Source organism: Legionella sp. 227, from assembly GCF_043161935.1.
GTDB lineage: Bacteria > Pseudomonadota > Gammaproteobacteria > Legionellales > Legionellaceae > Legionella > Legionella sheltonii.
In genome coordinates this window covers 1328449-1353998 of the sequence record NZ_CP171154.1, presented here as the reverse complement: position 1 = coordinate 1353998, position 25550 = coordinate 1328449, and the positions used below count along the sequence as shown (strand labels likewise).

Below are 25550 nucleotides of genomic sequence, written 5' to 3'. Positions count from 1 at the left end.
CTACTTGCCTCGATTCAAAAATATTCAACAGTGCGATTCAAATAGAGGTCATTTTTAGTCCTAATCTCTTCGTTATTATTGTATAAATAATTCCATGAAACAATTACAATAATCACTTAATTTGATAAAAATAATAAAAAGGAGTTTGCTAATGGGCTACATTGTACAACATTATATTGGTGGTCAATTTATCAACGAAACGAACGCCACAAGTCACTCTATCTACAATCCTGCTTTGGGAGAAGTGATTGGTCAAGTTCATTTCGCGTCTACAGCACTGTGTGACAAAACAGTTGCTACCGCCAAAGAAGCAGGAATCCAATGGGCCCAGACTCCCGCCATAAAAAGAGCGCGCATCCTTTTTAAGTTCAGAGAATTATTAGAAAAAAATCAATTGGACCTGGCACGGATCATTACTCGTGAACATGGCAAAACTTTGGATGATGCCAAAGGTTCCGTAGCACGTGCTATCGAAGTAGTCGAATTACATTGTGGGATAGCCAATCACCTGCAAGGTGATTTTTCAGCCGATGTGACCCATGGCATTGATTGCCACACATTAAGACAACCATTAGGGGTGTGTGCCGGTGTTTCCCCTTTTAATTTCCCTGTAATGGTTCCTGTATGGATGATGATTCCTGCTATCGCTTGTGGCAATACATTCATATTAAAACCCTCTGAACAAGACCCTTCTGCCTCTGTCCGCTTGCTGGAATTATTAAGTGAAGCCGGGTTACCAGCCGGTGTGGCCAATTGTTTACATGGTGATAAAGCAACTGTAGACCATTTGCTCGCCCATCCCGACATTGCTGCGTTTACTGCGGTAGCCTCTACACCTGTTGCCCAACATATCTATACTGCAGCAACATCGCATGGAAAACGTGCTCATACATTTGGGGGGGCTAAAAACCATTGCGTGGTCATGCCTGATGCCGACCTCGATCAAGCAGCTGCTGCGATTGTTGGCGCAGCTTATGGTTCTGCAGGTGAACGTTGTATGGCCATCTCCGTCGTTGTTACGGTAGGCGAACATACGGCGGATGCGTTAATTGACAAAATGACACCACAAATTAAAGCGACTCGCATCAATGCTGGGGATGCTCCCAACACGGATATGGGACCATTAATTAGTGGAGTGCATCGAGAAAAAGTATTGGCAGCCGTAGATAAAGGAATAAGCGAGGGAGCCAAACTCATTATTGATGGCAGAGCATTTAAGCATCCTGAACACCCACAAGGGTTCTTCATGGGCCCCTGTCTTTTCGATCATGTGGATGAAAACATGTCCATTTATCAAAATGAGATTTTTGGTCCTGTTTTGGTGATTGTTCGTGTCAATCATTTTGAGGAGGCACTCGCCCTGGTGAATAGAAACCAGTACGGTAATGGCACCGCCATCTTCACACGGGATGGATTTAGTGCTCGCGAATACAGCCAACGCGTCCAAGTGGGCATGGTTGGGATTAACATTCCTATCCCTGTTCCTGTTGCCAATCATCCGTTTGGTGGTTGGAAACATTCTTCTTTTGGCGACAGTAATATGCACGGACAGGAAAGCATCCATTTCTATACCCGACGCAAAACCATCACCAGTAAATGGCCTGTTACTGAAATCAATGAAAGTGCTTTTATTATGCCAACGCATGATTAAAACAAGAGAAATAATTTCATGTGGCCTGAATAAAACGACACAGAACCCGGAACGCTTTGATAGAAAAGCCCCGGGTTAGGGCTTCGCTTTCACCCAGGCTACATTTTACAGCACATGGAGAACGCAATGGCAAAAATAGGATTTGTGGGACTTGGTCATATGGGCTTACCCATGGCCATCAATCTCGTTAAAGCAGGACATCAAGTGACCGGTTATGATGTGCAACAAAGCGCCTTGCATCATTTTTCCCAGGCAGGTGGCCTAATCGCGCAAAACACCCTTGAAGTCGTAAGAGAACAAGATATATTAATTACGATGCTGCAAAACGGCCAGCAAGTATTAAATGTTTGTCATGGCAATAATGGATTGTTCCATGCAGCAAAAAAAGGAGCTTTGTTTATTGATTGCTCCACCATTGATGTCAACAGTGCGCGTGAACTGCATCACTTAGCCAAACAACACCAACTTCAAGTCGTTGATGCTCCTGTATCTGGCGGAGTAGCTGGAGCCGGAGCAGCCACCTTAACCTTCATGGTGGGTGGTGAAGAAAATGCATTCCATGCCGCTCAGCCTATTTTGGCAACCATGGGACAGAAAATCATTCATACAGGTACTGCAGGCAGCGGACAAGCAGCGAAAATATGTAATAACATGATCCTTGGGATCTCGATGATTGCGATTTCAGAGGCATTTACTCTCGCAGAACACCTGCAACTGTCACCGCAAAAACTTTTTGAAGTAGTCACTAATGCTTCAGGACAATGCTGGGCAATGAGCAAATATGCACCAGTTCCAGGAGTTTTGGAAAACGTACCTGCCAATAATGATTACAAACCCGGATTTGCAGCAGCAATGATGCTTAAAGATTTATTGCTCAGCCAGGATTCAGCTCGATCAGTTAATGTGAGTACTCCTTTAGGTGCAAAAGCAACCACCATTTATCAACATTTTATCGACCAAGGCCTAGGCGATTCTGATTTTTCTGCAATTATTAAAATGATTTCTCAAGGTGAAGAGGTATAACATGCATGCTCATTTGCACGATCCAAAATTAACTCCAACTGAAGATTCCCTATGCGAGTTTTGGTCCGAAGTGGCCCAACAAACTGTAGATTGGCTCCAACCTTGGGATACCGTCCTCACCGGCAGCTTCAAACATGGGGATGTCACCTGGTTCAAAGGTGGAAAATTGAATGTCAGCATGAATTGTCTCGATCGCCATTTACCCCATAAAGCAAACCAGCCAGCAATTATTTGGGAAGGCGATGATCCCAGCCAACATAAAATCCTGAGTTTTGCTGAATTACATGCAGAAGTATGTCGCATGAGTAATGTGCTCAAACAGCTACAAGTAAAAAAGGGAGACAAAGTAGCGATTTACTTACCCATGATTCCTGAAGCAGCAATTGCCATGCTCGCTTGTACACGTATTGGCGCCGTGCATACCGTCATATTTGCTGGTTTTTCTGCCCACGCGTTAAGACAACGCGTCATTGCTTCTGAATGCACTTGTTTGATCACGGCAAATCATTTTAATCGTGGTGGTAAATTAGTTAGTCTTAAGGAGCAGGTTGATGAAGCATGTAATGATCTTCCTTTGCAAAGACTCCTAATCAAAACCAGCGAGGATGCCGTTCCTTTTGATAAAAATAAAGATCATTGGTGGCATGAGCTCAAGACAAAAGTAAGCGCGCAGTGTGATCCAGAACCTATGGATGCAGAAGATCCCCTATTCATATTATATACCTCTGGAAGTACCGGCCAACCGAAAGGAGTAGTGCATACCACAGGAGGTTATTTAGTACAAACTGCTTACACCCATCAATTAATCTTTAATTGTCAAGAAGATGAAGTGTTTTGGTGCACTGCGGATATAGGCTGGGTTACAGGGCATAGTTATGTGGTATATGGTCCGCTTTGTAATGGAATAACCACTCTAATTTATGAGGGAATTCCTACTTGGCCCGATTCCTCTAGGGACTGGCAAATCGTGGATAAGCATCAAGTCAATGTATTTTATACGGCACCCACCGCCATACGTGCTTTAATGCGTGCTGGCGATGAATGGTTAAACTCGAGCTCCCGACGCTCCTTACGATTACTTGGATCCGTTGGCGAGCCTATTAATCCCGAAGCATGGCAGTGGTATTATCAAAAAGTAGGCCAAAACAGATGCCCTATAGTAGATACCTGGTGGCAAACCGAAACTGGCGCCGTAATGATTAGCCCCAGAGCGGATGATGCCATCCAAAAGCCTGGCTCAGCGCGCCAACCCATCCCAGGCATCGTTCCTGTACTACTCAATGAACATGGTCACGAAATCATAGGCGCCGGCGAAGGATTTTTAGCAATAAAATACCCCTGGCCTTCTATGGCAAGAACGATTGCCGGTGATCACCAACGGTACTGCATGACCTATTTACACCATGGTTATTACATTACGGGAGATGGTGCAAAACGAGATGAAGATGGTGATTATTGGATTACCGGACGCGTGGATGATGTGATTAATGTCTCAGGACATCGCTTAGGTACTGCAGAAATCGAAAGTGCACTGGTGAGCCATCCTGCTGTTGCTGAAGCAGCTGTAGTCGGTATTCCCCATGAGCTTAAAGGCCAAGGTATTTACGCCTATGTTATTTTAAAACAGGATTATGTGGCTGATGCCAAATTACAGACGGAATTAATCCAGCAGGTCAATAAAGAAATAAGCCCTATAGCCAAGCCTGATGTCATTCATGTGGTGAGTGATTTACCCAAAACCCGCTCAGGCAAAATCATGCGTCGTATCTTACGTAAGATTGCGGGAAAGGAAATAGAGAGTCTTGATGAATTGGGGGATATATCCACTTTGGCAAACCCAAAAATCGTAGAGAAATTGTGGAAGGAGTCAAATCAATCTTAATCCATTCATTTATCTATTAAAAATGTGGCCTGGGTGAAGGCGTCGCCGTAACCCGGGATTTCGAGAATATGAATGTCTTAACCTGGGCTTTTTGGTGCTGCATCCAGGCTATAATTGCACGCCCCAATATTGTAAATTTTTGACCAATTTGTCAAGTAAATGCAAAATATGTATTGCTTTATATGCGAAATATAAGTAAAATTAGACACGTTTTAGCTACAAGTCAGATCCCCTAAAATGCAAGATGCCCCGGATTGTTTTGATTTTTCTCAGCTGTCCTTGGAGGAAATAGCTCATTTACTCCAACGTTTTAGCTTGCGCCTCACTCCCGAAGAAGCCCTCACCATTCAGAATACCTTACTAAAAAGACCACCAACCTATGCTGAATGTGTCTTATGGTCAATTCAGGGTTCGGAACATTGTTCCTATAAAAGCAGTCGCAAACACCTTAACCAATTTAATACGAAAGCACCCCACGTCATCCTAGGCCCCAAAGAGGACGCCGGCATTGTGGCAGTAGCTACAGACAAACAAAATAGACGCTATGGTATTGTGGTCAGTCATGAATCACACAATCACCCCTCGCAACTTGTACCTTTCGAAGGAGCGGCTACAGGAGTGGGTGGAAATGTGCGTGACGTATGCTGTATGGGTGCTGAAGTCATTGCCGTTGCAGACAGTTTGCGCTTTGGAGATATTAATCGTCCAAAAACAAAATGGATCCATCAAGGCGTAGTGCAAGGAATTGCGGGCTATGCCAATCCACTTGGTATCGCCAATCTCGGCGGTGATACATATTATGACGAAGCGTATAATGAAAATTGTCTCGTTACCGTAGTTACCTTAGGTGTGGTTAGAGAAGATCACATTATCCACTCCTATGCCCCCCCTAATGCAGAAGATTATCAATTTATATTGGTCGGTAAACCCACAGATAACAGTGGTTTTGGCGGTGCGGCTTTTGCTTCGGCCACGTTGAGTGAAGAGCAACAAGAACAAAATAAAGGCGCCGTACAAGAACCCAATGCGTTCTTGCAAAGACATATTCTTAAAGCCAATTATGCGATGTTTGAATTCCTGCGCGAAAAAAATCTCATTGATCGCGTTGGCTTCAAGGATTTAGGTGCTGGAGGAATTGCATGCGCCAGCGTTGAATTGGCAGAGGCCAGTGGCTATGGGGCAGAAATCAACCTTGATCTAGTGCCAACCAGTATGAACAATTTATTACCTGCCGTGGTCTTATGTTCCGAAACACAGGAACGCTTTATGTGGGTTGTTCCCAAAGAATTGGTAGAGACCTTCTTAAACCATTACAACACGCGTTTTGCACTTCCAGAAATCTGCGATGGAGCACAAGCAACAGTAGTGGGTAAAATAAGAAATGATGGCTTATATGTCGTTAAAGCCCAAGGAAAAGAAATTGTCTCGGCGCGAGCAGAAGACATTACCCAAGGTATTCTTTACGATCGTCCCTACAGCTCAAAACAACACTCGCACAGTGAACCACAGGCTATTATCGTGAGTGATTTCAATGAAGAATTATTGAGTTTGCTTGCTCATGAAAACATTGCTTCACGTGCCCCCATTTATGAAAGTTATGATAAGCAGGTTCAAGGTCGTTCTATTGTGGAGCCAGGATGCGCTGATGCAGGAGTAATTGCCCCCTTTAATGAGGATAAGTATCCCGAAGAAATTCAGCGCACAGGTGTTGCCTTATCCGTCGATCATAATCCCCGTTACAATAAAATTGATGCCTATTGGGGAGCAGTGAATGCCGTCATCGAATCCGTGCGTAATATCATCGCAGTAGGTGCCTGGCCTCTCGCTTTGACCGACTGTTTGTGCTTCGGCAATCCCGAGAATACCGAGCAAATGGGTGAATTTGTTGACTCTGTGCGTGGGATAGTCGATGCGTGTCATGCGGTAAAAATGTTTACTGATCGCAGTGTAAGCCTCCCTATTATTTCAGGGAATGTGTCGCTGTATAACGAATCAGCCCAAGGCGCCATTCCACCAAGTCCTATTATCAGTTGCCTTGGTGCAATGAATGATTTATCCAAAACGGTCACTTATGATTTCAAACATCCTAATTCAGTGCTTTTGATGGTTGGAGCACGTAAAGATGAATGTGGTGGCAGTGTGTATTATCAGTTACACAATCAACTGGGCAGCCAACTCCCTAAACCGGATCTTGCTGCATTTGCTGATGAGATCAGCGCAGTACATGCAGCCATGCAAGCAGGTCTAGTATTGTCAGCTCATGATATTTCCGAAGGCGGCATCGCGGTTGCTCTCGCAGAAATGAGCTTTAAAAGTGAAATTGGAGTCAATGTTTTTATTTCCGGTGATTTGCCCAATGATAAAAAACTGTTTTCAGAAAGCGGCGGTTTCATCCTCGAAGTTTCCCCGGAAAATATAAGCATGCTGGAACAAATATTCCACCAATATTCTGTAGCGTTTCAAACTATAGGTGAAACCACAGCAACCCCAACCTTGATAATGAATTCGGTTATCAATCTGTCAATCAGTGCAGCCAAAACTGCCTGGAAAAATGGTTTAGTTGAGAGGCTCATATAATGTCAATTATTGATTATAAAGCTGCCGGTGTAGACATAGAAGCAGGCAATGAAGCAGTTCGTAGTATTAAAAAATCGGTAGAAAGCACGTTCTCGCCGCATGTACTGACCGGGATTGGCAGCTTTGGTGCCATGTACGATCTCAAAACCCTGCTGCAAGATTACCAGCATCCGGTTTTAGTCCAAAGCATTGATGGTGTGGGTACCAAAATGATGGTCGCCAAAATGATGCAAAAATTCGATACCATCGGGATCGATTTAGTCAGCGCCACAACCAATGACATTATCGTTTTAGGTGCCAAACCGCTTACGCTGCTTGATTACATTGCCAACGATAAATTAAAACCGGAAATTGTTGAGCAGATCATTAAAGGTATGGTCCAGGCCTGTAAAGAAAACCACATTTCTTTAGTTGGTGGTGAAACTGCAGAAATGCCTGGTACTTATTTACCTGGCGAACTGGATTTGGTTGGAGTTATTACCGGGGTAGTTGAAAAAAATAAAGCGATTGAAGGCAAAGCAATCTGTGAGGGCGATCTGCTGGTGTGTTTTCCTTCAAGTGGCTTGCATACCAATGGTTATTCATTAGCAAGAAAATTGCTCTTTGATGTTGCGGGTTACAAAGTAGAGTCACAATTTCAAGATTTTTCCCATAGTATTGGGGAAGAGCTTCTAACCCCACATATTAATTACACCAGACCTATTTTGAGTATTTTGGAAAAAAACATCGCCATTAAAGGCATGGCGCACATCACGGGTGGTGGTTTATTGGAGAACATTCCCCGTATTTTACCGCAACATTGTGGTGTAGAAATTCATAAAAATCGGATTCCTGAACTACCTATATTCAATTTATTACGTAAGTTAGGGCATCTGGATGATGAGCATATGTATCGTACGTTTAATATGGGCGCGGGTTTGGTTCTTTTTATAGCACCAGAAACATTATCTGCTGTACGCGAAGTACTCCGTGATTTTCCATCGTTCCCTCTTTATGAAATTGGACAGGTTGTAAGAGGAGATCAAAGGGTGAAACTGTTATGATACGCATTGGTTTAATTCAATTTCCAGGTTCCAATTGTGAACGAGAAACGGCGCTTGCGGTCAAACGCGTTGGCATGGAGCCCGTAGAGTTTTTATGGAATGAACCTCTAGAGAAGCTACGTCACTTAGATGGTTATATCCTTATTGGGGGATTTTCTTATGAAGATCGTTCCCGTGCAGGAATTATTGCCGCACTTGATCCCGTAATTCAAGAAATCAAAGCCCAGAGTGAACAAGGCAAACCGGTGTTTGGGATCTGCAATGGGGCCCAAATACTCGTCGAATCAGGTTTAGTGCCCGGCTTTGACCAGGATGAGATTAGTATGGCACTGACTGAAAATAAGCGCATTGCCAATGGCAAAATAGTAGGCACTGGTTTTTATAATGCCTGGGTGCACATGCGATTAGCAGAAAATCATCAGCATAATGCATTTACCCGTCATCTTAAAACCACCGATTTAATTCATCTTCCTATTGCCCATGCGCAAGGGCGTTTTTTAATGCCTGATTCTTTGTTAAAGAAAATAGAACACCATGGTTTAAATTTATTTCAATATTGCGATGCCGAAGGCAAGATTATTGATAATTTCCCAATTAATCCCAATGGCTCTGCAGGCAATATTGCCGCAATTACCAATCAGGCTGGAAATGTCATGGCGATGATGCCGCATCCAGAGCGCACGATTAATGGTGATCCAATTTTTGCCTCCATGCGTGATTATATCAAAGAACGTACTGGTCGCTTGGATGTCGATGCAGCCGCTCCAGAGTCCTCGCGTGAATGGGATTCTGCAAACAAGGCGCGGGAAGGAATCGCCGTCCACCTAAAAAATTTCAATAAAAATCCAACCAGTCATCTTTGTCTGGTCAAACTCATTATCACAGACAACCAAGCTTTGACGGTACAAAAAACCTTAAGACGCTTAGGATTTCCGGTAACAGTGAATCGTTTTGAACACTGGGAAATTGATTGTGATTCTGCAGACGAGTTTGCACAGCTCAAAAATACTGGACTTTTATATTCGGATCGAAAAGAGCGTGAAGTTTCCTTTAACGAGCTCAACTCGAACAATACTTTCGCGTATCTCGTTCGTGCAAAAGAAGACCTAAAAGGACAACAAACGCTACAAACGCTGAATACCCACTATGAATTACCAAAAATTAATACAATTAATCACGGTGTTTTATGGCAGTTTACTAGCGAGGAAACTGATGTTTCTACGTTAATAGACCCTATTTTGTTAACTCACATCATTGGAAATCCCTATGCTCATGAATGCTACCGATACAACCACGCGTTATGACAACGAAATTCGAGAGGCTTTAGCTTTTTGCTTGGATCAAACGAATTTACCTGTAGGCAAAAAATATCAAGGAAAAGTAAGAGATGCATATGATTTGGGTAATTACCTCATGCTCGTTACTACTGATAGGCTCACCGCCTTTGATCGACATCTAGCCCTTATCCCTTACAAAGGTGCGGTACTTAATTTAACCAGTGCATGGTGGTTTGAACAAACCAAAAATCTTGTTCCTAATCACATCATTGCGGTTCCTGATCCCAATGTGGTTATTGCCAAAAAATGCTCCGTTTTTCCGATTGAATTTGTAGTAAGAGGTTATATTAGTGGCACAACCGGTACTTCGCTTTGGACTCAATATCAAAATGGGGTGCGTGAATATTGTGGGATTACTTTTCCTGAAGGATTAAGAAAAAACCAGCAATTGGAACAGCCGGTTTTGACGCCAACCACTAAAGAAAAAATTCATGACCGCCCTATTGCGCCAGCTGAAATTATTTCTGAGGGATGGATGAGCGAAGCGGATTGGTTAGAAGCCAGTGCTTTAGCACTGAAACTGTTTCAACGTGGTGCTGAAATCGCTAAAAATCATGGTTTGATTCTAGTAGATACCAAATATGAGTTTGGCCGTGATGCAGAGGGGAACATTATCGTAGTGGATGAAATCCATACGCCCGACTCCAGTCGTTATTGGCTTGCCGACAGTTATCATGACCGCATTACCGCAGGATTAGAACCCGAAAATATTGATAAGGAATTCTTGCGACTGTGGTTTGCAAAAAATTCAGACCCTTATCATGATGAGCAACTTCCGCAAGCACCACAAGAATTAATTGAAGAGCTCTCATCACGCTACATTCAGTTGTATGAACGAATCACAGGTAAAAAGTTCAGCTTTGCGGAACATAAAGAACCTGCTGAGCAACGGATCATGCGTCATATTGCAAATTACTTGGGGTAACATAACCAATGTGTGGGATAGTAGGTATTTACAGTCATGAACCAGTAGCCTCTGAATTGTATGAGAGTCTTATCCATTTACAACATCGAGGTCAGGATGCCGCTGGCATCCTGACGTGTGATCAGCGGTTCTACACAAAACATGGATTGGGTTTGGTACGTGAAATTTTTACGCCAGATAATGTTTCCCCGCTCATGGGTAACATCGGCATTGGTCATGTTCGTTATCCTACCGCAGGCGGCTATACGGAAACCGATGTCCAGCCCTTATGGATTGGCAGCCCCCGTGGCATAGCGCTGGCACATAATGGCAATTTGTCGAATTACCAAGAGTTGGCCGATGAAATTCGTTTAAAACAACATCGACATCTCAACACGTCCCTCGATTCGGAAGCCCTATTACTGATGCTTGCGGATAATCTGGCCAGTAATGCCGCCAGTAATGAGGAAAACAATGACAGCTTTTTCGAGCTACTGACCAAAGCAGTCTCACATATTTTTGAACGCATGGAAGGGGCTTATTCGATTGTTTCTGTGATTATTGGCAAGGGACTGGTTGCCTTTCGTGACCCCCACGGCATTCGCCCTTTAGTTTGGGGAACACGTGAAAATCCTGATGGAACTGTAGATACAATTTTTGCATCAGAAACCACCCCTTTTTATGCCTTAGGCTTTGAGCCCAAAGGAGATATTTTACCTGGTGAAGTTGCCTTTATTGACTTAAACGGGACGATGCACCGCCGCGTTTTGAAGACGCAAGAATTCAGACCTTGTGTTTTCGAATATGTTTATTTCGCCCGGCCAGATGCAACGCTCAATAACGTCAGTGTTTACCGTTCGCGTTTACGGATGGGACAGAATTTGGCGATCCAATGGAAGAAAAAACATCCCGATCTTATCCCAGATATTGTGATCCCAGCACCGTTCACGGCCAATACCGCCGCGTTGTCTTTTGCCAGCGAATTAGGGGTCCGCTATTCTGAGGGGCTGTATAAAAATCCTTTTATAGGCCGTACGTTTATTATGCCCAATCAAAAGGCCAGAAGTCGGAATATTCGTTACAAACTAACCCCGCAACCAACGGAAATTAAAAATAAAATAGTCATGATTATCGATGACAGTATTGTTCGAGGCACCACCTCTCGCGAAATTGTGAAAATGGTAAGAGAGTCTGGTGCGAAACAAATTTATTTTGCCTCCACGTCGCCCGCACTTAAAAATCCCTGCTTTAGTGGAATTGATATTCCCTCACGCAAAGAGTTAATTGCTGCAAATCAAAGCGAGGATGAAATTGCCAACTATCTCGGGGTGGATGCGTTACTCTATCAATCCCACGAGGACTTGATTGAAGCCGTAACGCGTCGGGGGGAACATCAAATCAAGAAACCCTGCATGGCGTGTATGGATGGCGATTACTTTTGTAAAAAGCTCACTGCAGAAAAAATGAAGCAACTTGAACTACAACGTGAAACAAGTAGAGGTATTTCCCCAAAAAAAGAGGACATTGAATGAACATTCTTGTTATCGGTTCTGGTGCGCGTGAGCATGCACTCATCAAAGCACTACACCGCTCACCACAACGACCTTCATTATTTTGTTATGGGACGGCAATCAACCCAGGCATCCATCATCTCACGGCACACTATGCTGCTGGGGATATTACCGATTGTGCTGCCGTTGTCTCTAAGGCAAAACACTGGAATATTGAATTAGCGATTATTGGCCCAGAAGCCCCTCTTGAACAAGGCATGGCGGATGCATTATGGCAAGCAGGAATTCCAACCATTGGCCCGAAAAAAGAATTGGCGCAAATTGAAACCTCTAAAGAGTTTGCCCGTGATTTAATGAAAAAACATCATATTGCCGGTCTGCCACGTTATCAAAAATTTACCACACTCAATCAAGTTGAAGCATTCCTCTCTGAGCTTGGGGAAGGTAATTACGTCATTAAAGCCAATGGCTTAATGGGGGGTAAAGGGGTTAAAGTCGCAGGGGAACATTTGCACTCAATTGCTGAGGCCTTGCGTTTTTGTCAGGAAATTCTTGATAAAAAGCAAACGATTCTCATCGAAGAAAAACTCATTGGCCAGGAATTTTCCTTCATGTGTTTTGCTGATGGCAAAAGACTCATTCCCATGCCTTTAGTGCAAGATCATAAACGCGCTTATAACGGCGATCGAGGTCCTAATACGGGCGGCATGGGTAGTTATTCAGACACCGACCATCGCTTGCCTTTTTTAACCCCTCACGACGTACACGAAGCGCTAGTGATTAACAATGCCGTCTTTCAGGCATTGTCTTCTGAATATGATGAACCTTATATTGGCATTTTATATGGCAGCTTTATTGCGACTAAAAACGGAATTTATGTCATTGAATTTAACGCCCGCTTTGGCGATCCTGAATCATTAAATGTATTATCGATTTTAGAATCTGATTTTGTTGCCGTTTGCCAAGCAATGATTCATGGCGACTTAAGCGATGATAAGGTCCGATTTTCCAAACAGGCAACTGTGTGTAAATATGCAGTTCCTGAAGGCTATCCTGATACCCCAAAGAAGAATTTTGTCGTTGATTTTTCAAAAGTAGTTTGCCAGGATCATCTCTACCTTTCTTCAGTCAATCAGGTCGATCAGCAAATCATTGCTGAAGGTTCGCGTACTGCAGCTTATGTAGGAATTGCCGATTCCATTGTTGCTGCTGAAATAAAAGCGGAAGGTGAAATTTCATCCATTGAAGGGCCTTTATTTCATCGTGAAGACATCGGTACACAACAATTAATTCAGCAACGTATTGATCATATGCAAAGGATACGCGCCTCATGATTCGCATTGCCGTACTTGGTTCCACTCGCGGTACTAATTTAAACGCCGTTGTTGCTGCAATAAAACAGCAGCGTTTACCTGCAACAATCGAGCTGGTTTTAAGCAATAAAGCAGATGCTCCCATTTTGGAAAAAGCAGAAAATTTCGGACTCAAATCCCTGTTTATTAATCCTCAGGGATTAAGTCGCAGCGATTTTGATCATTCCTTATCCGAGATACTCAAACAACATCGCATAGAACTCATTGTTTTAATTGGCTATATGCGCATATTATCTGCTGAGTTTGTCGCAAATTGGGAACATAAAATAATCAACGTTCATCCTTCTTTATTGCCTGCTTATGCAGGATTAATGAACCTGGATGTGCACCAAGCCGTTTTAGATGAGGCTGAAATTGAAACCGGCTGCACCGTGCACTTTGTCACGGAACAGGTCGATGCTGGCCCAATTATTGTACAAAAGAAATGTCCTGTTTTAGCAGGCGATACTCCCGAGTTGTTGAAAACCAGAGTACAGGAACTGGAAGGAGAGGCTTTGATTGAAGCGATATACACCATTGCAACTTCCGACAAAGCTCCATGTAAATAATAGAGGTGAATATGTCAAATATACTTGTATCAATACTGATGGGCTCGAAATCGGATTGGGCCATTATGGAAGAAGCCAGCTTAACTCTGGAACAATTTAACATTCCTCACGAGGTACGCGCTTTATCCGCACACCGCACCCCCGATGCGCTATTTGATTATCTCAAATCAGCAGAACAACGTGGCGTAGAACTCTTTATCGCTGCAGCGGGTGGCGCAGCGCATTTGCCCGGTGTTGTTGCTGCGAAAACCATAGTACCTGTTTTAGGTGTCCCCATGCCCTCATCGACCTTCACGAATGGTCTTGATGCACTGTTATCCATAGTCCAAATGCCCGCAGGAATCCCCGTAGGCACTCTAGCAGTGGGGAAAGCAGGCGCTATCAATGCGGCTATTTTGGCAGTAACGATCCTCGGCAATAAGTATCCCGAGTATCGCGAGGCGATTAAAAAATATCGTGCCGCTCAAGCAGAAAAAGTATTGGACAATGCGGAAATTAAGGGCTAACTAGAGAATGAATTATAGAAAATTCATCTCTCCATGCAGTTTGTAGATACTGTCTTTAAAAGCAAGTTAAATGTTCATTAAAAGCTTGCTTATTTTTTAAGACACCGAAAATAATGTGAGCTAACTTGCGCATCACAGCACAAATGATTGTTTTCGGTGTTTTGCCTTTCGCTTGAAGTTTATTAGCAAAAGGAAGCAGCGATTTATTGTAACGTTTGGCAACTAAAGCAGCCATGTAAAGAGCCTTTCTTAATCGGCTGTCACCGAGTCTCGAAATCGTAGTTTTGCCGATAAAAGAACCTGATTGATGTTGTTTGGGAGTAATCCCCATATAGGCAGCGAATTGTTTTGCTGTTTGGAAGCATTGTACTTCAGGCATACGTGCCAATATCTGATAGGCAGTAAGTTTTCCAATACCCTTAATAGACAGTAATAATTCAAATTGCTCTCTAAGCTGCTTATTATTATCAATGCGTTCATCAATTTGTTGTTGAATGGCTTTAATTTCTTGTTCCAGCTTCTCAATCATTTTCTTGACGCTTTTCTGTGCTGCATGTCCCTTAAGGCTATGTAGTTGATTCGTTAATTGAATGACCTGGGCTTTTAGCATATCCAATACTTTAGTTAACTCTCTTATTTCTTTTTGCTCTATAGAGCTTGACTGATAAAGGCGGGGTTCCATACGTTGACCAAATTGGGCAATGATTTTTGCATCAATCGTATCATTTTTATTGCGTGCTAGGGAGGCTTTGGCAAAGCTCTTAATTTGAAAGGGATTAATGACACTCACTCGAATTCCTTTTTCCGTTAAGAAGTCAGCAAGCCCCTCGCTGTAATGACCAGTTGCTTCCATACAGACCCAAGGAGATATTGTGTGTTGCTCAAGCCATTTATGAAATGCTTGATATCCTTGTTTGTTATTAGGAAAAACAGCATGTTTGTAACGGTTATTGATTGCTAGAGCACTATCAAACTTATCCTTAGCGATATCAACACCTATAAAATCATATGCACTCATGCTAATCTCCAATGGCTGTAAAAAATACTTGAGGTTATTTATCATTGACCAAGCTTGCGAATACAGGCTTACTTTGACGAGAGCGGCCTAAGATACTGTTCGGTCGATTGATAAGTGGGGAGAAGGTCCTAATCTACACATCAGGCTTTTATGCCTTGCCCGGTTACAAGATCACTTCTCCCATCTCAAGTGCCCTTGAGATTAAGCTTTTTTGCTTACAGATTAAAGATACAAGTCCGGTTGCTTGCAACCAGACTACACTAATTCAAACCATTGATTGAGCAAAGCAATCAATTCCGCAACCCCTTCTTTCTTCAAGGAAGAAAAAGATTGCACGGTGATTAAATGCTCCGCCAAGTCATAATGCTTGCGTACTTTTAATAGGGTGTTCTTTACATCGCTGCGGCTTAATTTATCCGACTTAGTCAGTAAAATATGTACCGGAAGCTCTCGCTCCAAAGCCCAATCGATCATCATCACGTCCAAATCCTTTAACGGATGACGGATATCCATTAATAAGATCAACCCTTTTAAACTTTTTCTGACTTCAAGATAATGTGCTAAATTTTTTTGCCAATCCATTTTCACTTGTAAGGCGACTTTGGCGTAGCCATAGCCGGGTAAATCAACAAGACGACGCTCTGTATCGATCTCAAATAAGTTAATTAATTGGGTGCGGCCGGGTGTTTTACTGGTTCGTGCCAAATTTTTGATGCCGGTTAAACAATTTAAGGCACTTGACTTGCCGGCATTGGAACGGCCGGCAAAAGCAACTTCATATCCTGAGTCCTCGGGCAGATGGGATACGCGTGCAGCACTTTTTAAGAATATTGCTTTAGAATAAGGATTTTCTGACATATGAATTATAATATTTCGGATTTCAACCAAGGCAGTGTACCATTACTTCAAGAATTTATTATGAGAAATCGATGAAAAAATTTGTACTCACTTTTCTTCTCGGTGTACCACTCACCCTTTTTGCCCAGGAAAATGCTAACTCCGTAGCAAATAAAGCAGCTGTTTGTACCGCATGTCATGGTCCACAAGGCAATAGTCCCAATCCTGATTGGCCTAATATCGCAGGACAACATCCCAAATATTTTATAAAACAGCTTAAAGACATCAAAGAGGGTACCCTTCGCAATGTTCCTACCATGCAGGCTATTGTTGCGATGCTGAACGAGCAGGACATGGATGACTTGGCAGCATATTATGCTAAAATGCCTCTTGCTCAAGGCAGCACCCCTGAAAAATTTCTTACTCGTGGTGAACAAATTTACCGTGGTGGAGATTTTACAAAAAGGATTACGGCATGTATTGCCTGTCATGGTCCTAAAGGGACAGGTAACTCCCAAGCGGGCTTTCCGGTGCTTTCGGGGCAACATGCTGCTTATACCGTTTTGCAACTCAATGCATTTAAAGACGGTAAGAGAAAAAATGATTTAAACCATATCATGCAAGATATTAGTAGTAGAATGAGCCAAGATGATATGGAAGCAGTTGCACATTATATTGAAGGGTTACATTAGGAAATTAAAATTATGTTAAAAAAATTAATCGCTGTATTCTTGCTCTTGCCCGCAATGGCTCTAGCCGCTTCATTTGTTGAAGGTAAGGATTATCAAGTTGTGAGTAATCCCCAAGCCACCAATAATAAAAATAAAACCCCCATTATTGAAGAGTTTTTTAGTTATGGCTGTCCTTGGTGTTATAAAATAGAAGCACCTTTAGATGAATGGGTGAGTAAAATGGGTAATAACATCCAATTCGAACGCGTCCCTGTCGTCTTCAAGCCTACTTGGGAGCTTTATGCCAAGGCCTACTACACTGCAAAAACACTCGCACTTTCGGATAAAATGGATCCGTTACTCTTTAAAGCCATACAAGTAGAGAAAAAACCGTTAGAGTCAAAACAAGCGATGATCAATTTCTTTATTACTCAAGGTGTCGATAGGGAAATTGCAAAAAGCGCCTTTGAAAATTCGCCAACAATCGATATGCGCGTGCAAAATGGAATGAGCCTCATGGGCACTTATCAAATTAATGCGGTCCCCGCTTTTGTAGTGAATAATAAATATAAAACTGATTTACAAATGGCTGGGAGTCCAGAGCGTTTACTGGAAATACTGAATTACCTCTCTCGCAAAGGGTAATCTGCCTTATGCGTGCTATACGGCCGTAAGGGTGGTGATGCGGTAAATACCCCCTCACCCTAACCCTCTCCCTCAAGATGGAGAGGGGATGTAGGTGAAATAATATTTAGATAACATTAAAAATCCCCATACCGCTCAAGAAATTTGCTTAGATCGCGGGCTAGCGTCACTGCCATTTAGTTAATAATCCCCACTCGTGCGAGAGGGTTAGGGTGAGGGGATATTTTGACCTATTTTCTTCGCCTGATAGACATAGACCAACTCAAGACATGCTTTTCGGTCAGCATAGGCTCATGCAAATGAATGTCCTGATGGGTGTCGTATTTACAGAACATTGGCCATCGTACTTTTCGGATAAATCAGTTCTTTTGCGCTAGCTGAACCCAACATCTCCCCTAACACATTGGTTAGCACATTTAATGTTTGTTTTAATATTTTTGTAAGCGGACTTGAAACAAAACCACTCAAAACAGGATTGTCCCGTTTATAAAACTCACTCCCTCTTTCCATAAGCTCCGATGCTGTTCTACAAAACGCAACTAACTCCTTCACATTTTTGTAATCAAATAATTGTTTAAAATGAGTTTTGAATTCTTCTTGTAGCTTCTCATCACCTTTACTTAACAACACACCTTGGTCTATAAAAAAGCCGACATGGTTTCTGGGATTAGTTAATTTTAAATACTCATGGAAATACGCTTCTAAGGTATGCTTTACCTTATTCAGCTGTGTAGAAATATATATTTGCTCAAGGATCTGGGTAAACGGTTGCTCAATATTTGCTTTTTTGAGGGCAGAAACTTCTAAATAAGCAAGTCCCAATTCATCGGCGAATTGCTGTGCCTGTTCGGTGGGTATTTCTCGACGATGGGTGATATCTGCTTTACAACCCACGAGTAGTATAGGTACATTTTTTTTAGCTGACCGTAAACGCTCAATATATTCTTTGGTATTCTGTAACGATCCCTTTTGCGAGAGATCAAAGCAAATCAAGGCGCCATCCACCGTACGAAAATAGGTGTCTACTACTTTTTGTAATCTCGGAGCCCCAGATGCATCCCAGATCCGTAATTGTATTTTTTTATTAAAGGCATTTATCCATTGTATTTTTTGATCAACACCCATAGTGCTCATATATTCATCAAAAGGATGAAGGGTGCCCCCACAATAGGTATGCATCAAACTGGACTTCCCTACAGCATTATCTCCAAGAAGAATTACTTTGAAGTGCTCATCATATTCTCTTTTGTGCTCCATGCTAAATAACCTTAGATCAGCTTGAACAAAAATAATAACGAATTATTGGTGTTAATTTAAGTGTTCTTTGAACTTATAGTTATTAATTGGTGCACAGTGAAATCCGCTTTGCAGCGACGAAGATTTTTATCAGGCGCCTTTACCAGGGTTTTCCAAACTTAAGATCCCCGTATTAAAATCGTAGGCAAAAATCTCGGCATAACGCCCCCAATCAATCATGGTGCGTAATACCCGATCAGCTTCTTTTTCACTTAAATAATCTTCAAGCTTACTCAAAAACCGTTCTTCAGAAACTCGATGACCTACTTTTTCATCTAAAATCCGTCGTATATAACGTGCAAGGGGCACTTTTTCCAATAATCTTTGTGCAAATAGTTGCTTACGTTCTTGAAGATCCGCTTCCGCAAATTGCTTTCCTAAGTCGCTTAATTGGATATCCCCCGCAGAAACTTTAGCAAAACCTAATATCTCCAGAGTTTCGAGTATGGGGAAGAGATCATCAATATTCATCATTAATTCATCAGCGAGTTCTGGCAAATCAATCCGCTCTTCAAAAGAAGTCATTGTCTCAATCAAACCCGTTAATTCAGAGGGTTCCACATCAGGCAAGCGATATCCCAAACCGATTTGTCGTTCTCTTTGCGCGCGTTTTGCCTTCTCTTTGGGGCCGGTTGTCATTAACGTATAAATTTTATCAACCAAAGCCCGAAACTCAGGAGACTCAGGTTCACGCGGCTGCGGTAAAGTCACAGGGAGTTCCGCACGAATGTAGCCGGGATCATTACCGAAAATTACAATTCTATCGGCTAATGTAGCGGCTTCTTCAATATTATGTGTTACTAATAAAATTCCATTGGTATTGGTTTTCTTTTCTTTCCACAATTCCAATAAGTCCGATTTTAGGTTTTCTGCGGTGAGTACATCAAGGGCAGAAAAAGGCTCATCCATAAGTAAGACATCCGGATTAATGACAAGGGCTCGCGCAAATCCGACCCGTTGGCGCATCCCTCCAGAAAGCTCTTTAGGGAAAGCGGACTCAAAACCGTCAAGACCAATAATATCAATTGCTTCAATCGCGCGATGTCTACGCTCTTCACGGTTTACACCTTGTGCCTCAAGCCCCAGTTCCACATTTTCTAATACGGTAAGCCATGGCATCAACGCAAAAGACTGAAAAACCATCGCAATACCATCAACTGGGCGGGTAACCGGTTTGCCTCGATAAGTTACCGTTCCACTGGTAGGCGCTATAAGTCCGGCAATAATACGCAGCAAAGTAGATTTTCCTGAACCGGATTTTCCTAATAAAGCAACGATTTCACCTTCTTGCAGTTTAAAATTAACATCCTCAAGCACCAGCAAATCTTGTTCTGCGGCTTTTTTAAATGACTTGCGCAAGCTTTCTATAGCAATAATGGTTTCAGACATAGGTATCTTTTTAATTAAAGTTAAAACGTTCTTCCGCCAACCGATAGAGCGGACGCCAAATCAAATGGTTAAAAGTCAGCACATACAAGCACATCATCGCGGTACCTAAAGCAATCTTTGGGAAATCACCAGTTGCCGTACTGGCTTGAATGTATTCGCCCAGGCCTGTGGCTCTAAGGGTAGTATTCCCCCAACTCACAAACTCCGCGACGATACTGGCATTCCATGCACCACCTGCCGCTGTAATGGCACCAGTAATATAAAAAGGAAAAATTCCAGGCAGCGCCAATCTTTTCCACCAAATCCATCCTTTCAAACCAAAATTATCTGCAGCGAGATAAAGCTCACGCGGAATAGTAGATGCTCCTGCAATCACATTGAATAAAATATACCATTGTGTTCCAAGAATCATGAGTGGCGTCACCCATATTTCTACATTTAAATGAAACGCGACAATAGCAATCACAAATAAAGGATAGAATAAATTCGCTGGAAACGCCGCAACAAATTGGATAACAGGCTGTATTTTTTGTGCAATTCTCGGTCTCAAGCCAATCCACACCCCTATTGGAATCCAGACGAGGGAGCTCAAGAAAATCAAACAAAGAACTCGAGTGCCTGTAGCAGCGCCGAGTAGAAATACATGTAAAATATCACTGACTTTCAATTCTGCAAGGATAAAGCGTAATAGGAACCATGCTCCCGAGCAAACACTGATTAAGACTAAAATACTCCAAAGCCGATCCAGACGTTTCTGTCTTTTAAAATCAACTTCTTTAATGGCTTTAGCCTCATTAATCCTAAGCCAGCGCGCATTGACAAAATAATCAGTAAAAATACTGATGACTTCAGCAAATTGCTTCATTAACCGACTACCGCGTATCCAATCTATCAACCAAGACTGATATTCCACTTCATCATGAGACTGTTCTGTTTTAAATTTTTCGGACCAGGCAATTAACGGTCGGAAGAATATTTGATCATATAAAAAAATAACGATCACCATTGCCAAAATGGCATAACCCACCGCATGGATATCCCGTTGCTGGATTGCTAAGGCAATGTACGAGCCCACTCCGGGTAATCTGATGTCTTGATGGGCTACAGAAATTGCTTCCGATAAAACCACAAAGAACCAGCTTGCAGACATGGAAACCATCATGTTCCATAACAAGCTCGACATCGAAAAGGGAACCTCCAGTTTCCAAAAACGCTGCCATGCTGAAAGTCGAAACATAGAAGACACTTCTTGTAAATCATGAGGTAATGTTTTTAATGACTGATAAAAACCAAAAGTCATATTCCATACTTGGGCACAAAAAATAGCGAAAATGGAGGCACATTCAGGTCCCAACAAACTGTTTGGAAATAGGCGGATAAATCCAGTCACGGTAATGGATAAGAAACTAAGAACCGGTATGGATTGCAAAATATCAATGGCAGGGATAATGATTTGTTCCGCACGGCGATTTTTGGCCGCCCAAAGTCCTACAGTAAACGTAAAAATGATTGAAAAAAACAATGCAATAAACATACGAAGAACTGTACGTAATGCATAAAAAGGCAGATTGGCAGGATCTAAAGAAATGGGTATCTGCTGTCCCAACTGATAAGGAGTAGCCATTTGTGAACCGGCCCACCCCAAAAAAAACAAGATGGAAAAAATAAGAATAAGGAGCAACAAATCCCAACGATTGATATATCGGCCAAATCTATCAGGATTAGCAAAGTAGAATCGACTTTCTCGCACCATGCCCCCCTTAATAACCTTGTCGACACCCAAAACACACTCTGCAACGTATGAATCACGCAGTAAAGGTCTGTTTACAATGCGCTAGATTGGGCGCAAATGGCGTGATATGCGCTGGCATACTATCCCTTGTCATCCCTCGCTATGCTCGGGATGACGGAGATTGGGCACTGCATTTTAATATTCTAAATCACGTCATTTGGGCTCAATCCAGCGAATTTGCAACAGGCCCTATTTTTATAGAAAAAGCAGTGAAGTTCAAAAATAACATCATGATAAGCTTGTATCTCAAATTGTGATACAGGTTTAATTGTATTGATGCGAGTTTCAGCTGCTTGTTTAAGGGGAATAAAATACCATAAAGACAACATAATCGATAGATTTAAGCAGCTGAATATGTACTTTTCTGCTTAATTAGGATGTTTTATCTGACTCAAGTTCAAAAAACCCAACGTTGCTCGATATAAATTTGAGAATAAAATAACTGCTTTAATTATTAAAATGCCTTAATATTCAATAGCCTATTTATTCCATTTGATTATTTATTGATTTAAATGATAAAAATTTGATTAATAATTGAACTTTTTGATATTTTTTGTGTCTAACATAGTGAGCATTTCCCCCGAATGCTTAGCTCCGCTTTACCCCCTCTTAAGCGGGGCAATGTTTGGATTTATAATCTAAACATCCAATTTGCCCCGGCCGCAGCCGGGGATTTTTTTATGTGCATTGAATAATGCTACACTATGGTGTAGTAAACGAAGTCTAGCCCTCCTTATTGTAAAAGGACCATACATATGAATAAAAAATTTGCCTTTATTTTATTATCCATTTTTTTCCAATTAAGTTATGCACAACCTGAACAGGCTGAATTATCGGTTTGGGTCAATGAAGCAATTGTTGCTACATATACCTACAGCTATCAAAATTACCTCGAAGATCAAAAGAAAATAGCCAAATATTTCACAGCTGATGGCTGGATCGCCTTCAGTAATGCTTTAAATGCTTCCAAATTGCCAGAAGCGGTGCAAAAAAATCAATATAGAGTGAGCTCGGTAGCAACAGAACCTCCTTTAATCACTCAAATTGATCCCACGCATTGGAAAGCAAACATGAGGCTGTTGGTGGTCTACCAAAATCCTCAGTATCAGCAACGACAACATTTGAAAGTAGCCATTAATTTTATGGTCGCACCTTCAGGTCAAGGTGTTCGCGGATACAGCATTACCAACTTACAGTCTGTAGAAACGAAACCCGCTTGTAAATGCATTGTCGAAGAAGACAGTGAAACACCGAATAGCACACCATCTCCGAGTACGACAAATACACCATCAACGGGTACTCCACCTACCCCCAATAACGCCAAGCCATAAGACCTAGGTGCACAACAATTAATATGCCAATCAAAATCAATATAATATTTAATTTGGTTGGCATCGATACGTCTAAAGCAGATTGCTCTGGACGATTCGGATTATAATAAATATCAATTGCCTCATTCTCTTGAAAGGCTACGGCTGCTTTATATGCTACTCCACGAGAATATTTACTGTTCGGATTATTATGAGCTGTATCCAAAAACAAATATTCCCCTGTCAAATTATGATCGTTAATCTGATACGTGTATTCAATTTTAGGCCAAACGCTATGGCCGACTGTAGTCCATTCACATGCGGTAATATATCCCTTAACTTTTAGCCATGATTGAGCCTGTACCAAAATTTGTCTATCACGCCAAAAATGTCTAAAGAGTATTAAAAGAAAGAGCAACCAACCTAAATCCAGCATCCAACGCCAAACATTTAGCCCAATCATTAAAGTAGTCCTAAGAAATATGCTGTATGCAATATACAGTATATATCGCAATAGGTATAATCACCCACATTAAGGTGATTGAAAAAGGACGTACAATGATTGCTAAAACCCCTCTTCATGCCACTCATCAAGCATGTGGCGCTAAAATGGTTGATTTTCATGGCTGGGAAATGCCATTGCATTATGGATCGCAGATTAATGAACATCACTATGTTCGAAAAGATGCCGGCATGTTTGATGTCTCGCATATGACCATTGTTGACATACTTGGCGCCGGTGGCCGCCAATTTTTACGTAAGCTGTTAACGAATGATGTGGATCAACTCGAGCACAATGGGAAGGCGCTTTATAGTTGCATGTGCAACGAACATGGTGGAGTTATTGATGATCTCATCGTTTATCAACGTGCTTCCGATAATTACCGAGTTGTCCTGAATTCGGCAACACGACAAAATGATTTGGCCTGGATTCGCAAAAAAAGCGAAGGATTTGCGGTAGGTCTACAAGAACGCAGAGAATTGGCGATGATTGCCATCCAAGGACCTCAGGCAATAGAAAAAACCTTGAAAACGCTTAATCCTGCGCAAATTGATGCAGTCTCTACACTGACACATTTTGAATGTGTGGATGTGGAACAATGGTTTTTTGCACGCACTGGATATACTGGAGAAGATGGATTTGAAATCATCGCTCCTCAAGAGAGCATCGTCCAATTATGGAATAACTTAATGCAGGTGGGCGTACATCCCTGTGGCTTAGGCGCTCGAGATACGCTGCGGCTGGAGGCGGGCATGCTTCTTTACGGCCAGGATATGGACACGACCACTAGCCCCTTAGAATCAGGGCTTGCTTGGACCATTAAATGGGAACCTGCAGATCGTGATTTTATCGGAATGGGGGCCTTATTTTCGCAAAAACAAATAGGAATCAAGCGTAAAATGGTTGGACTTACCTTGTTAGATAAAGGGATTATGCGTCATGGACAAAAAGTAATCATTCCAGGCTGCGCAGATGGGATTATTACTAGCGGCAGCTATTCACCCACCCTGGAAAAATCCATTGCTTTAGCAAGAGTCCCTATTGAGACAGGTGATGAAGTCATGGTTGATATTCGAGGCAAATTAGTTCCAGCAAAAGTAGGTAAACCCCGTTTTGTTAAATCAGGAAAGGCGCTTTAGACACGGTATCGATTCATTATGATTTCAAAATCTAAGTGAACAGACAGAGTTGAGCGTAGGTTGAGCGAAAAGCGCGTTGAAAAAGCGTAGCATAGATGGTTATGTGAACATTTCTCAGCGTGCTTTTCGCCCAAGATGGGCCAAATATGGCTTTTCAGCTGAATCGTTACCAAACATTTTGAATTAAGTGGTTATATAATTAAATAAGGATAATACGAATGAATGAATTGAAATTCACAAATACCCATGAATGGCTCAAAGAAGAGCAAAATGAAGTAACCATAGGCATCACGGATCATGCGCAACAATTATTGGGTGACATGGTTTTTGTAGAACTGCCTGAAGTAGGTGATGAAGTGAGCGCAGGTGAAGAGTTAGGTGTTGTCGAGTCAGTAAAAGCTGCCTCTGACTTCTATGCCCCCGTAAGTGGCGTCGTTACCGCGGTCAATGAAGTAGTCGTCGAAAATCCAGCGCTAGTTAATTCCGACCCTTATACTGCTGGCTGGCTGGTCAAGCTGAAACCTAGTCATCCTGGTGAAATTGACAGTTTATTATCTGCTGAACAATATCAAAATGAGATTGCTGAGGAACACTAA

Annotated in this window: 22 protein-coding genes; 16 read left to right on the top strand and 6 right to left on the bottom strand. The window is 42.2% G+C overall.

The window, feature by feature from the left end; translation table 11 throughout:
• The first annotated feature begins 151 nt into the window (after nucleotides 1-151).
• From ACF8MK_RS05825 to purE, 11 genes are all read left to right on the top strand, one after another.
• Nucleotides 152-1651, top strand: a complete 1500-nt coding sequence (locus tag ACF8MK_RS05825; protein WP_392538547.1) for a CoA-acylating methylmalonate-semialdehyde dehydrogenase — start codon at nucleotides 152-154, stop codon at nucleotides 1649-1651.
• A 126-nt stretch (nucleotides 1652-1777) separates the two neighbouring features.
• Nucleotides 1778-2674 carry a 3-hydroxyisobutyrate dehydrogenase gene (gene mmsB, locus ACF8MK_RS05820; RefSeq protein ID WP_392538546.1) on the top strand — a complete coding sequence of 299 codons (897 nt, stop codon included), beginning with the start codon at nucleotides 1778-1780 and terminating at the stop codon, nucleotides 2672-2674.
• Between the two features lies 1 nt (nucleotide 2675).
• On the top strand, nucleotides 2676-4556 hold the full coding sequence (acs, locus tag ACF8MK_RS05815) for an acetate--CoA ligase (RefSeq protein ID WP_392538545.1): 1881 nt from the start codon (nucleotides 2676-2678) through the stop codon (nucleotides 4554-4556).
• 237 nt (nucleotides 4557-4793) lie between these two features.
• The gene (gene purL / locus ACF8MK_RS05810) at nucleotides 4794-7133 is read left to right on the top strand and encodes a phosphoribosylformylglycinamidine synthase subunit PurL (RefSeq protein ID WP_392538544.1); all 2340 of its coding nucleotides are present in this window, start codon (nucleotides 4794-4796) and stop codon (nucleotides 7131-7133) included.
• Nucleotides 7133-8176: a phosphoribosylformylglycinamidine cyclo-ligase gene (gene purM / locus ACF8MK_RS05805; RefSeq protein WP_392538543.1), complete on the top strand. Its 1044-nt coding sequence runs from the start codon at nucleotides 7133-7135 to the stop codon at nucleotides 8174-8176. Before purL ends, purM begins: the two co-directional genes overlap by 1 nt.
• A complete protein-coding gene (gene purQ / locus ACF8MK_RS05800; protein ID WP_392538542.1) occupies nucleotides 8173-9480 on the top strand; it encodes a phosphoribosylformylglycinamidine synthase I in 1308 nt (435 codons plus the stop codon). Before purM ends, purQ begins: the two co-directional genes overlap by 4 nt.
• A complete protein-coding gene (locus ACF8MK_RS05795; protein ID WP_392538541.1) occupies nucleotides 9443-10438 on the top strand; it encodes a phosphoribosylaminoimidazolesuccinocarboxamide synthase in 996 nt (331 codons plus the stop codon). Before purQ ends, ACF8MK_RS05795 begins: the two co-directional genes overlap by 38 nt.
• A gap of 8 nt (nucleotides 10439-10446) precedes the next feature.
• Nucleotides 10447-11949 (top strand): amidophosphoribosyltransferase, encoded by a 1503-nt coding sequence (purF, locus tag ACF8MK_RS05790; RefSeq protein ID WP_392538540.1) that lies wholly within the window; start codon nucleotides 10447-10449, stop codon nucleotides 11947-11949.
• Complete coding sequence (gene purD / locus ACF8MK_RS05785) at nucleotides 11946-13262, top strand: phosphoribosylamine--glycine ligase (protein ID WP_392538539.1); 1317 nt, start codon at nucleotides 11946-11948, stop codon at nucleotides 13260-13262. Before purF ends, purD begins: the two co-directional genes overlap by 4 nt.
• Nucleotides 13259-13849, top strand: a complete 591-nt coding sequence (gene purN, locus ACF8MK_RS05780) for a phosphoribosylglycinamide formyltransferase (RefSeq protein WP_392538538.1) — start codon at nucleotides 13259-13261, stop codon at nucleotides 13847-13849. The genes purD and purN overlap by 4 nt, the downstream gene beginning before the upstream one ends.
• Nucleotides 13850-13860: 11 nt before the next feature.
• Nucleotides 13861-14355: a 5-(carboxyamino)imidazole ribonucleotide mutase gene (gene purE / locus ACF8MK_RS05775; RefSeq protein ID WP_265703800.1), complete on the top strand. Its 495-nt coding sequence runs from the start codon at nucleotides 13861-13863 to the stop codon at nucleotides 14353-14355.
• Nucleotides 14356-14410: 55 nt separating this feature from the next.
• Here purE and ACF8MK_RS05770 read toward each other — a convergent pair whose 3' ends face one another.
• Nucleotides 14411-15373, bottom strand: a complete 963-nt coding sequence (locus ACF8MK_RS05770) for an IS110 family transposase (protein ID WP_392536322.1) — start codon at nucleotides 15371-15373, stop codon at nucleotides 14411-14413.
• Nucleotides 15374-15628: 255 nt separating this feature from the next.
• Nucleotides 15629-16231, bottom strand: a complete 603-nt coding sequence (yihA, locus tag ACF8MK_RS05765; protein WP_265703799.1) for a ribosome biogenesis GTP-binding protein YihA/YsxC — start codon at nucleotides 16229-16231, stop codon at nucleotides 15629-15631.
• Nucleotides 16232-16302: 71 nt separating this feature from the next.
• On the opposite strand from yihA, the gene ACF8MK_RS05760 reads away from it, so the two are divergent.
• Nucleotides 16303-16902, top strand: coding sequence for a cytochrome c (locus tag ACF8MK_RS05760; RefSeq protein ID WP_265703798.1), 600 nt, complete (start codon nucleotides 16303-16305; stop codon nucleotides 16900-16902).
• A gap of 12 nt (nucleotides 16903-16914) precedes the next feature.
• A complete protein-coding gene (locus ACF8MK_RS05755) occupies nucleotides 16915-17526 on the top strand; it encodes a thiol:disulfide interchange protein DsbA/DsbL (RefSeq protein WP_392538537.1) in 612 nt (203 codons plus the stop codon).
• Nucleotides 17527-17850: 324 nt separating this feature from the next.
• On the opposite strand, the gene ACF8MK_RS05750 is transcribed toward ACF8MK_RS05755, so the two are convergent.
• The 3 genes from ACF8MK_RS05750 to ACF8MK_RS05740 all read right to left on the bottom strand — a co-directional run bounded on the left by ACF8MK_RS05750 (nucleotide 17851) and on the right by ACF8MK_RS05740 (nucleotide 21961).
• Nucleotides 17851-18783, bottom strand: coding sequence for a Rab family GTPase (locus ACF8MK_RS05750; protein ID WP_392538536.1), 933 nt, complete (start codon nucleotides 18781-18783; stop codon nucleotides 17851-17853).
• Between the two features lie 129 nt (nucleotides 18784-18912).
• Nucleotides 18913-20211 carry an AAA-associated domain-containing protein gene (locus ACF8MK_RS05745; RefSeq protein ID WP_265703795.1) on the bottom strand — a complete coding sequence of 433 codons (1299 nt, stop codon included), beginning with the start codon at nucleotides 20209-20211 and terminating at the stop codon, nucleotides 18913-18915.
• A gap of 10 nt (nucleotides 20212-20221) precedes the next feature.
• Nucleotides 20222-21961 carry an ABC transporter permease gene (locus tag ACF8MK_RS05740; protein WP_392538927.1) on the bottom strand — a complete coding sequence of 580 codons (1740 nt, stop codon included), beginning with the start codon at nucleotides 21959-21961 and terminating at the stop codon, nucleotides 20222-20224.
• Between the two features lie 797 nt (nucleotides 21962-22758).
• Between ACF8MK_RS05740 and ACF8MK_RS05735 the strand changes: the two genes are divergently transcribed.
• Complete coding sequence (locus ACF8MK_RS05735; protein WP_392538535.1) at nucleotides 22759-23334, top strand: DotI/IcmL family type IV secretion protein; 576 nt, start codon at nucleotides 22759-22761, stop codon at nucleotides 23332-23334.
• Here the strand turns inward: ACF8MK_RS05735 and ACF8MK_RS05730 are convergent.
• On the bottom strand, nucleotides 23309-23776 hold the full coding sequence (locus tag ACF8MK_RS05730; RefSeq protein WP_265703792.1) for a DUF3592 domain-containing protein: 468 nt from the start codon (nucleotides 23774-23776) through the stop codon (nucleotides 23309-23311). The genes ACF8MK_RS05735 and ACF8MK_RS05730 overlap by 26 nt on opposite strands.
• 95 nt (nucleotides 23777-23871) lie before the next feature.
• Between ACF8MK_RS05730 and gcvT the strand changes: the two genes are divergently transcribed.
• Both gcvT and gcvH read left to right on the top strand, forming a co-directional pair.
• Nucleotides 23872-24954, top strand: a complete 1083-nt coding sequence (gene gcvT, locus ACF8MK_RS05725) for a glycine cleavage system aminomethyltransferase GcvT (protein ID WP_392538926.1) — start codon at nucleotides 23872-23874, stop codon at nucleotides 24952-24954.
• A 218-nt stretch (nucleotides 24955-25172) separates the two neighbouring features.
• On the top strand, nucleotides 25173-25550 hold the full coding sequence (gcvH, locus tag ACF8MK_RS05720) for a glycine cleavage system protein GcvH (RefSeq protein WP_392538534.1): 378 nt from the start codon (nucleotides 25173-25175) through the stop codon (nucleotides 25548-25550).

What these genes read in the sequence shown, in the direction of transcription:
- purM (WP_392538543.1), top strand. Translation starts at nt 7,133, where the DNA reads ATGTCAATTATTGATTATAAAGCTGCCGGTGTAGACATAGAAGCAGGC.
- mmsB (WP_392538546.1), top strand. Translation starts at nt 1,778, where the DNA reads ATGGCAAAAATAGGATTTGTGGGACTTGGTCATATGGGCTTACCCATG.
- ACF8MK_RS05770 (WP_392536322.1), bottom strand. Translation starts at nt 15,373, where the DNA reads ATGAGTGCATATGATTTTATAGGTGTTGATATCGCTAAGGATAAGTTT.
- purF (WP_392538540.1), top strand. Translation starts at nt 10,447, where the DNA reads ATGTGTGGGATAGTAGGTATTTACAGTCATGAACCAGTAGCCTCTGAA.
- ACF8MK_RS05795 (WP_392538541.1), top strand. Translation starts at nt 9,443, where the DNA reads ATGCTCATGAATGCTACCGATACAACCACGCGTTATGACAACGAAATT.
- yihA (WP_265703799.1), bottom strand. Translation starts at nt 16,231, where the DNA reads ATGTCAGAAAATCCTTATTCTAAAGCAATATTCTTAAAAAGTGCTGCA.
- ACF8MK_RS05745 (WP_265703795.1), bottom strand. Translation starts at nt 20,211, where the DNA reads ATGTCTGAAACCATTATTGCTATAGAAAGCTTGCGCAAGTCATTTAAA.
- purL (WP_392538544.1), top strand. Translation starts at nt 4,794, where the DNA reads ATGCAAGATGCCCCGGATTGTTTTGATTTTTCTCAGCTGTCCTTGGAG.
- purE (WP_265703800.1), top strand. Translation starts at nt 13,861, where the DNA reads ATGTCAAATATACTTGTATCAATACTGATGGGCTCGAAATCGGATTGG.
- gcvT (WP_392538926.1), top strand. Translation starts at nt 23,872, where the DNA reads ATGATTGCTAAAACCCCTCTTCATGCCACTCATCAAGCATGTGGCGCT.
- ACF8MK_RS05760 (WP_265703798.1), top strand. Translation starts at nt 16,303, where the DNA reads ATGAAAAAATTTGTACTCACTTTTCTTCTCGGTGTACCACTCACCCTT.
- purD (WP_392538539.1), top strand. Translation starts at nt 11,946, where the DNA reads ATGAACATTCTTGTTATCGGTTCTGGTGCGCGTGAGCATGCACTCATC.
- purN (WP_392538538.1), top strand. Translation starts at nt 13,259, where the DNA reads ATGATTCGCATTGCCGTACTTGGTTCCACTCGCGGTACTAATTTAAAC.
- ACF8MK_RS05755 (WP_392538537.1), top strand. Translation starts at nt 16,915, where the DNA reads ATGTTAAAAAAATTAATCGCTGTATTCTTGCTCTTGCCCGCAATGGCT.
- ACF8MK_RS05730 (WP_265703792.1), bottom strand. Translation starts at nt 23,776, where the DNA reads ATGATTGGGCTAAATGTTTGGCGTTGGATGCTGGATTTAGGTTGGTTG.
- ACF8MK_RS05750 (WP_392538536.1), bottom strand. Translation starts at nt 18,783, where the DNA reads ATGGAGCACAAAAGAGAATATGATGAGCACTTCAAAGTAATTCTTCTT.
- purQ (WP_392538542.1), top strand. Translation starts at nt 8,173, where the DNA reads ATGATACGCATTGGTTTAATTCAATTTCCAGGTTCCAATTGTGAACGA.
- acs (WP_392538545.1), top strand. Translation starts at nt 2,676, where the DNA reads ATGCATGCTCATTTGCACGATCCAAAATTAACTCCAACTGAAGATTCC.
- ACF8MK_RS05735 (WP_392538535.1), top strand. Translation starts at nt 22,759, where the DNA reads ATGAATAAAAAATTTGCCTTTATTTTATTATCCATTTTTTTCCAATTA.
- ACF8MK_RS05825 (WP_392538547.1), top strand. Translation starts at nt 152, where the DNA reads ATGGGCTACATTGTACAACATTATATTGGTGGTCAATTTATCAACGAA.
- gcvH (WP_392538534.1), top strand. Translation starts at nt 25,173, where the DNA reads ATGAATGAATTGAAATTCACAAATACCCATGAATGGCTCAAAGAAGAG.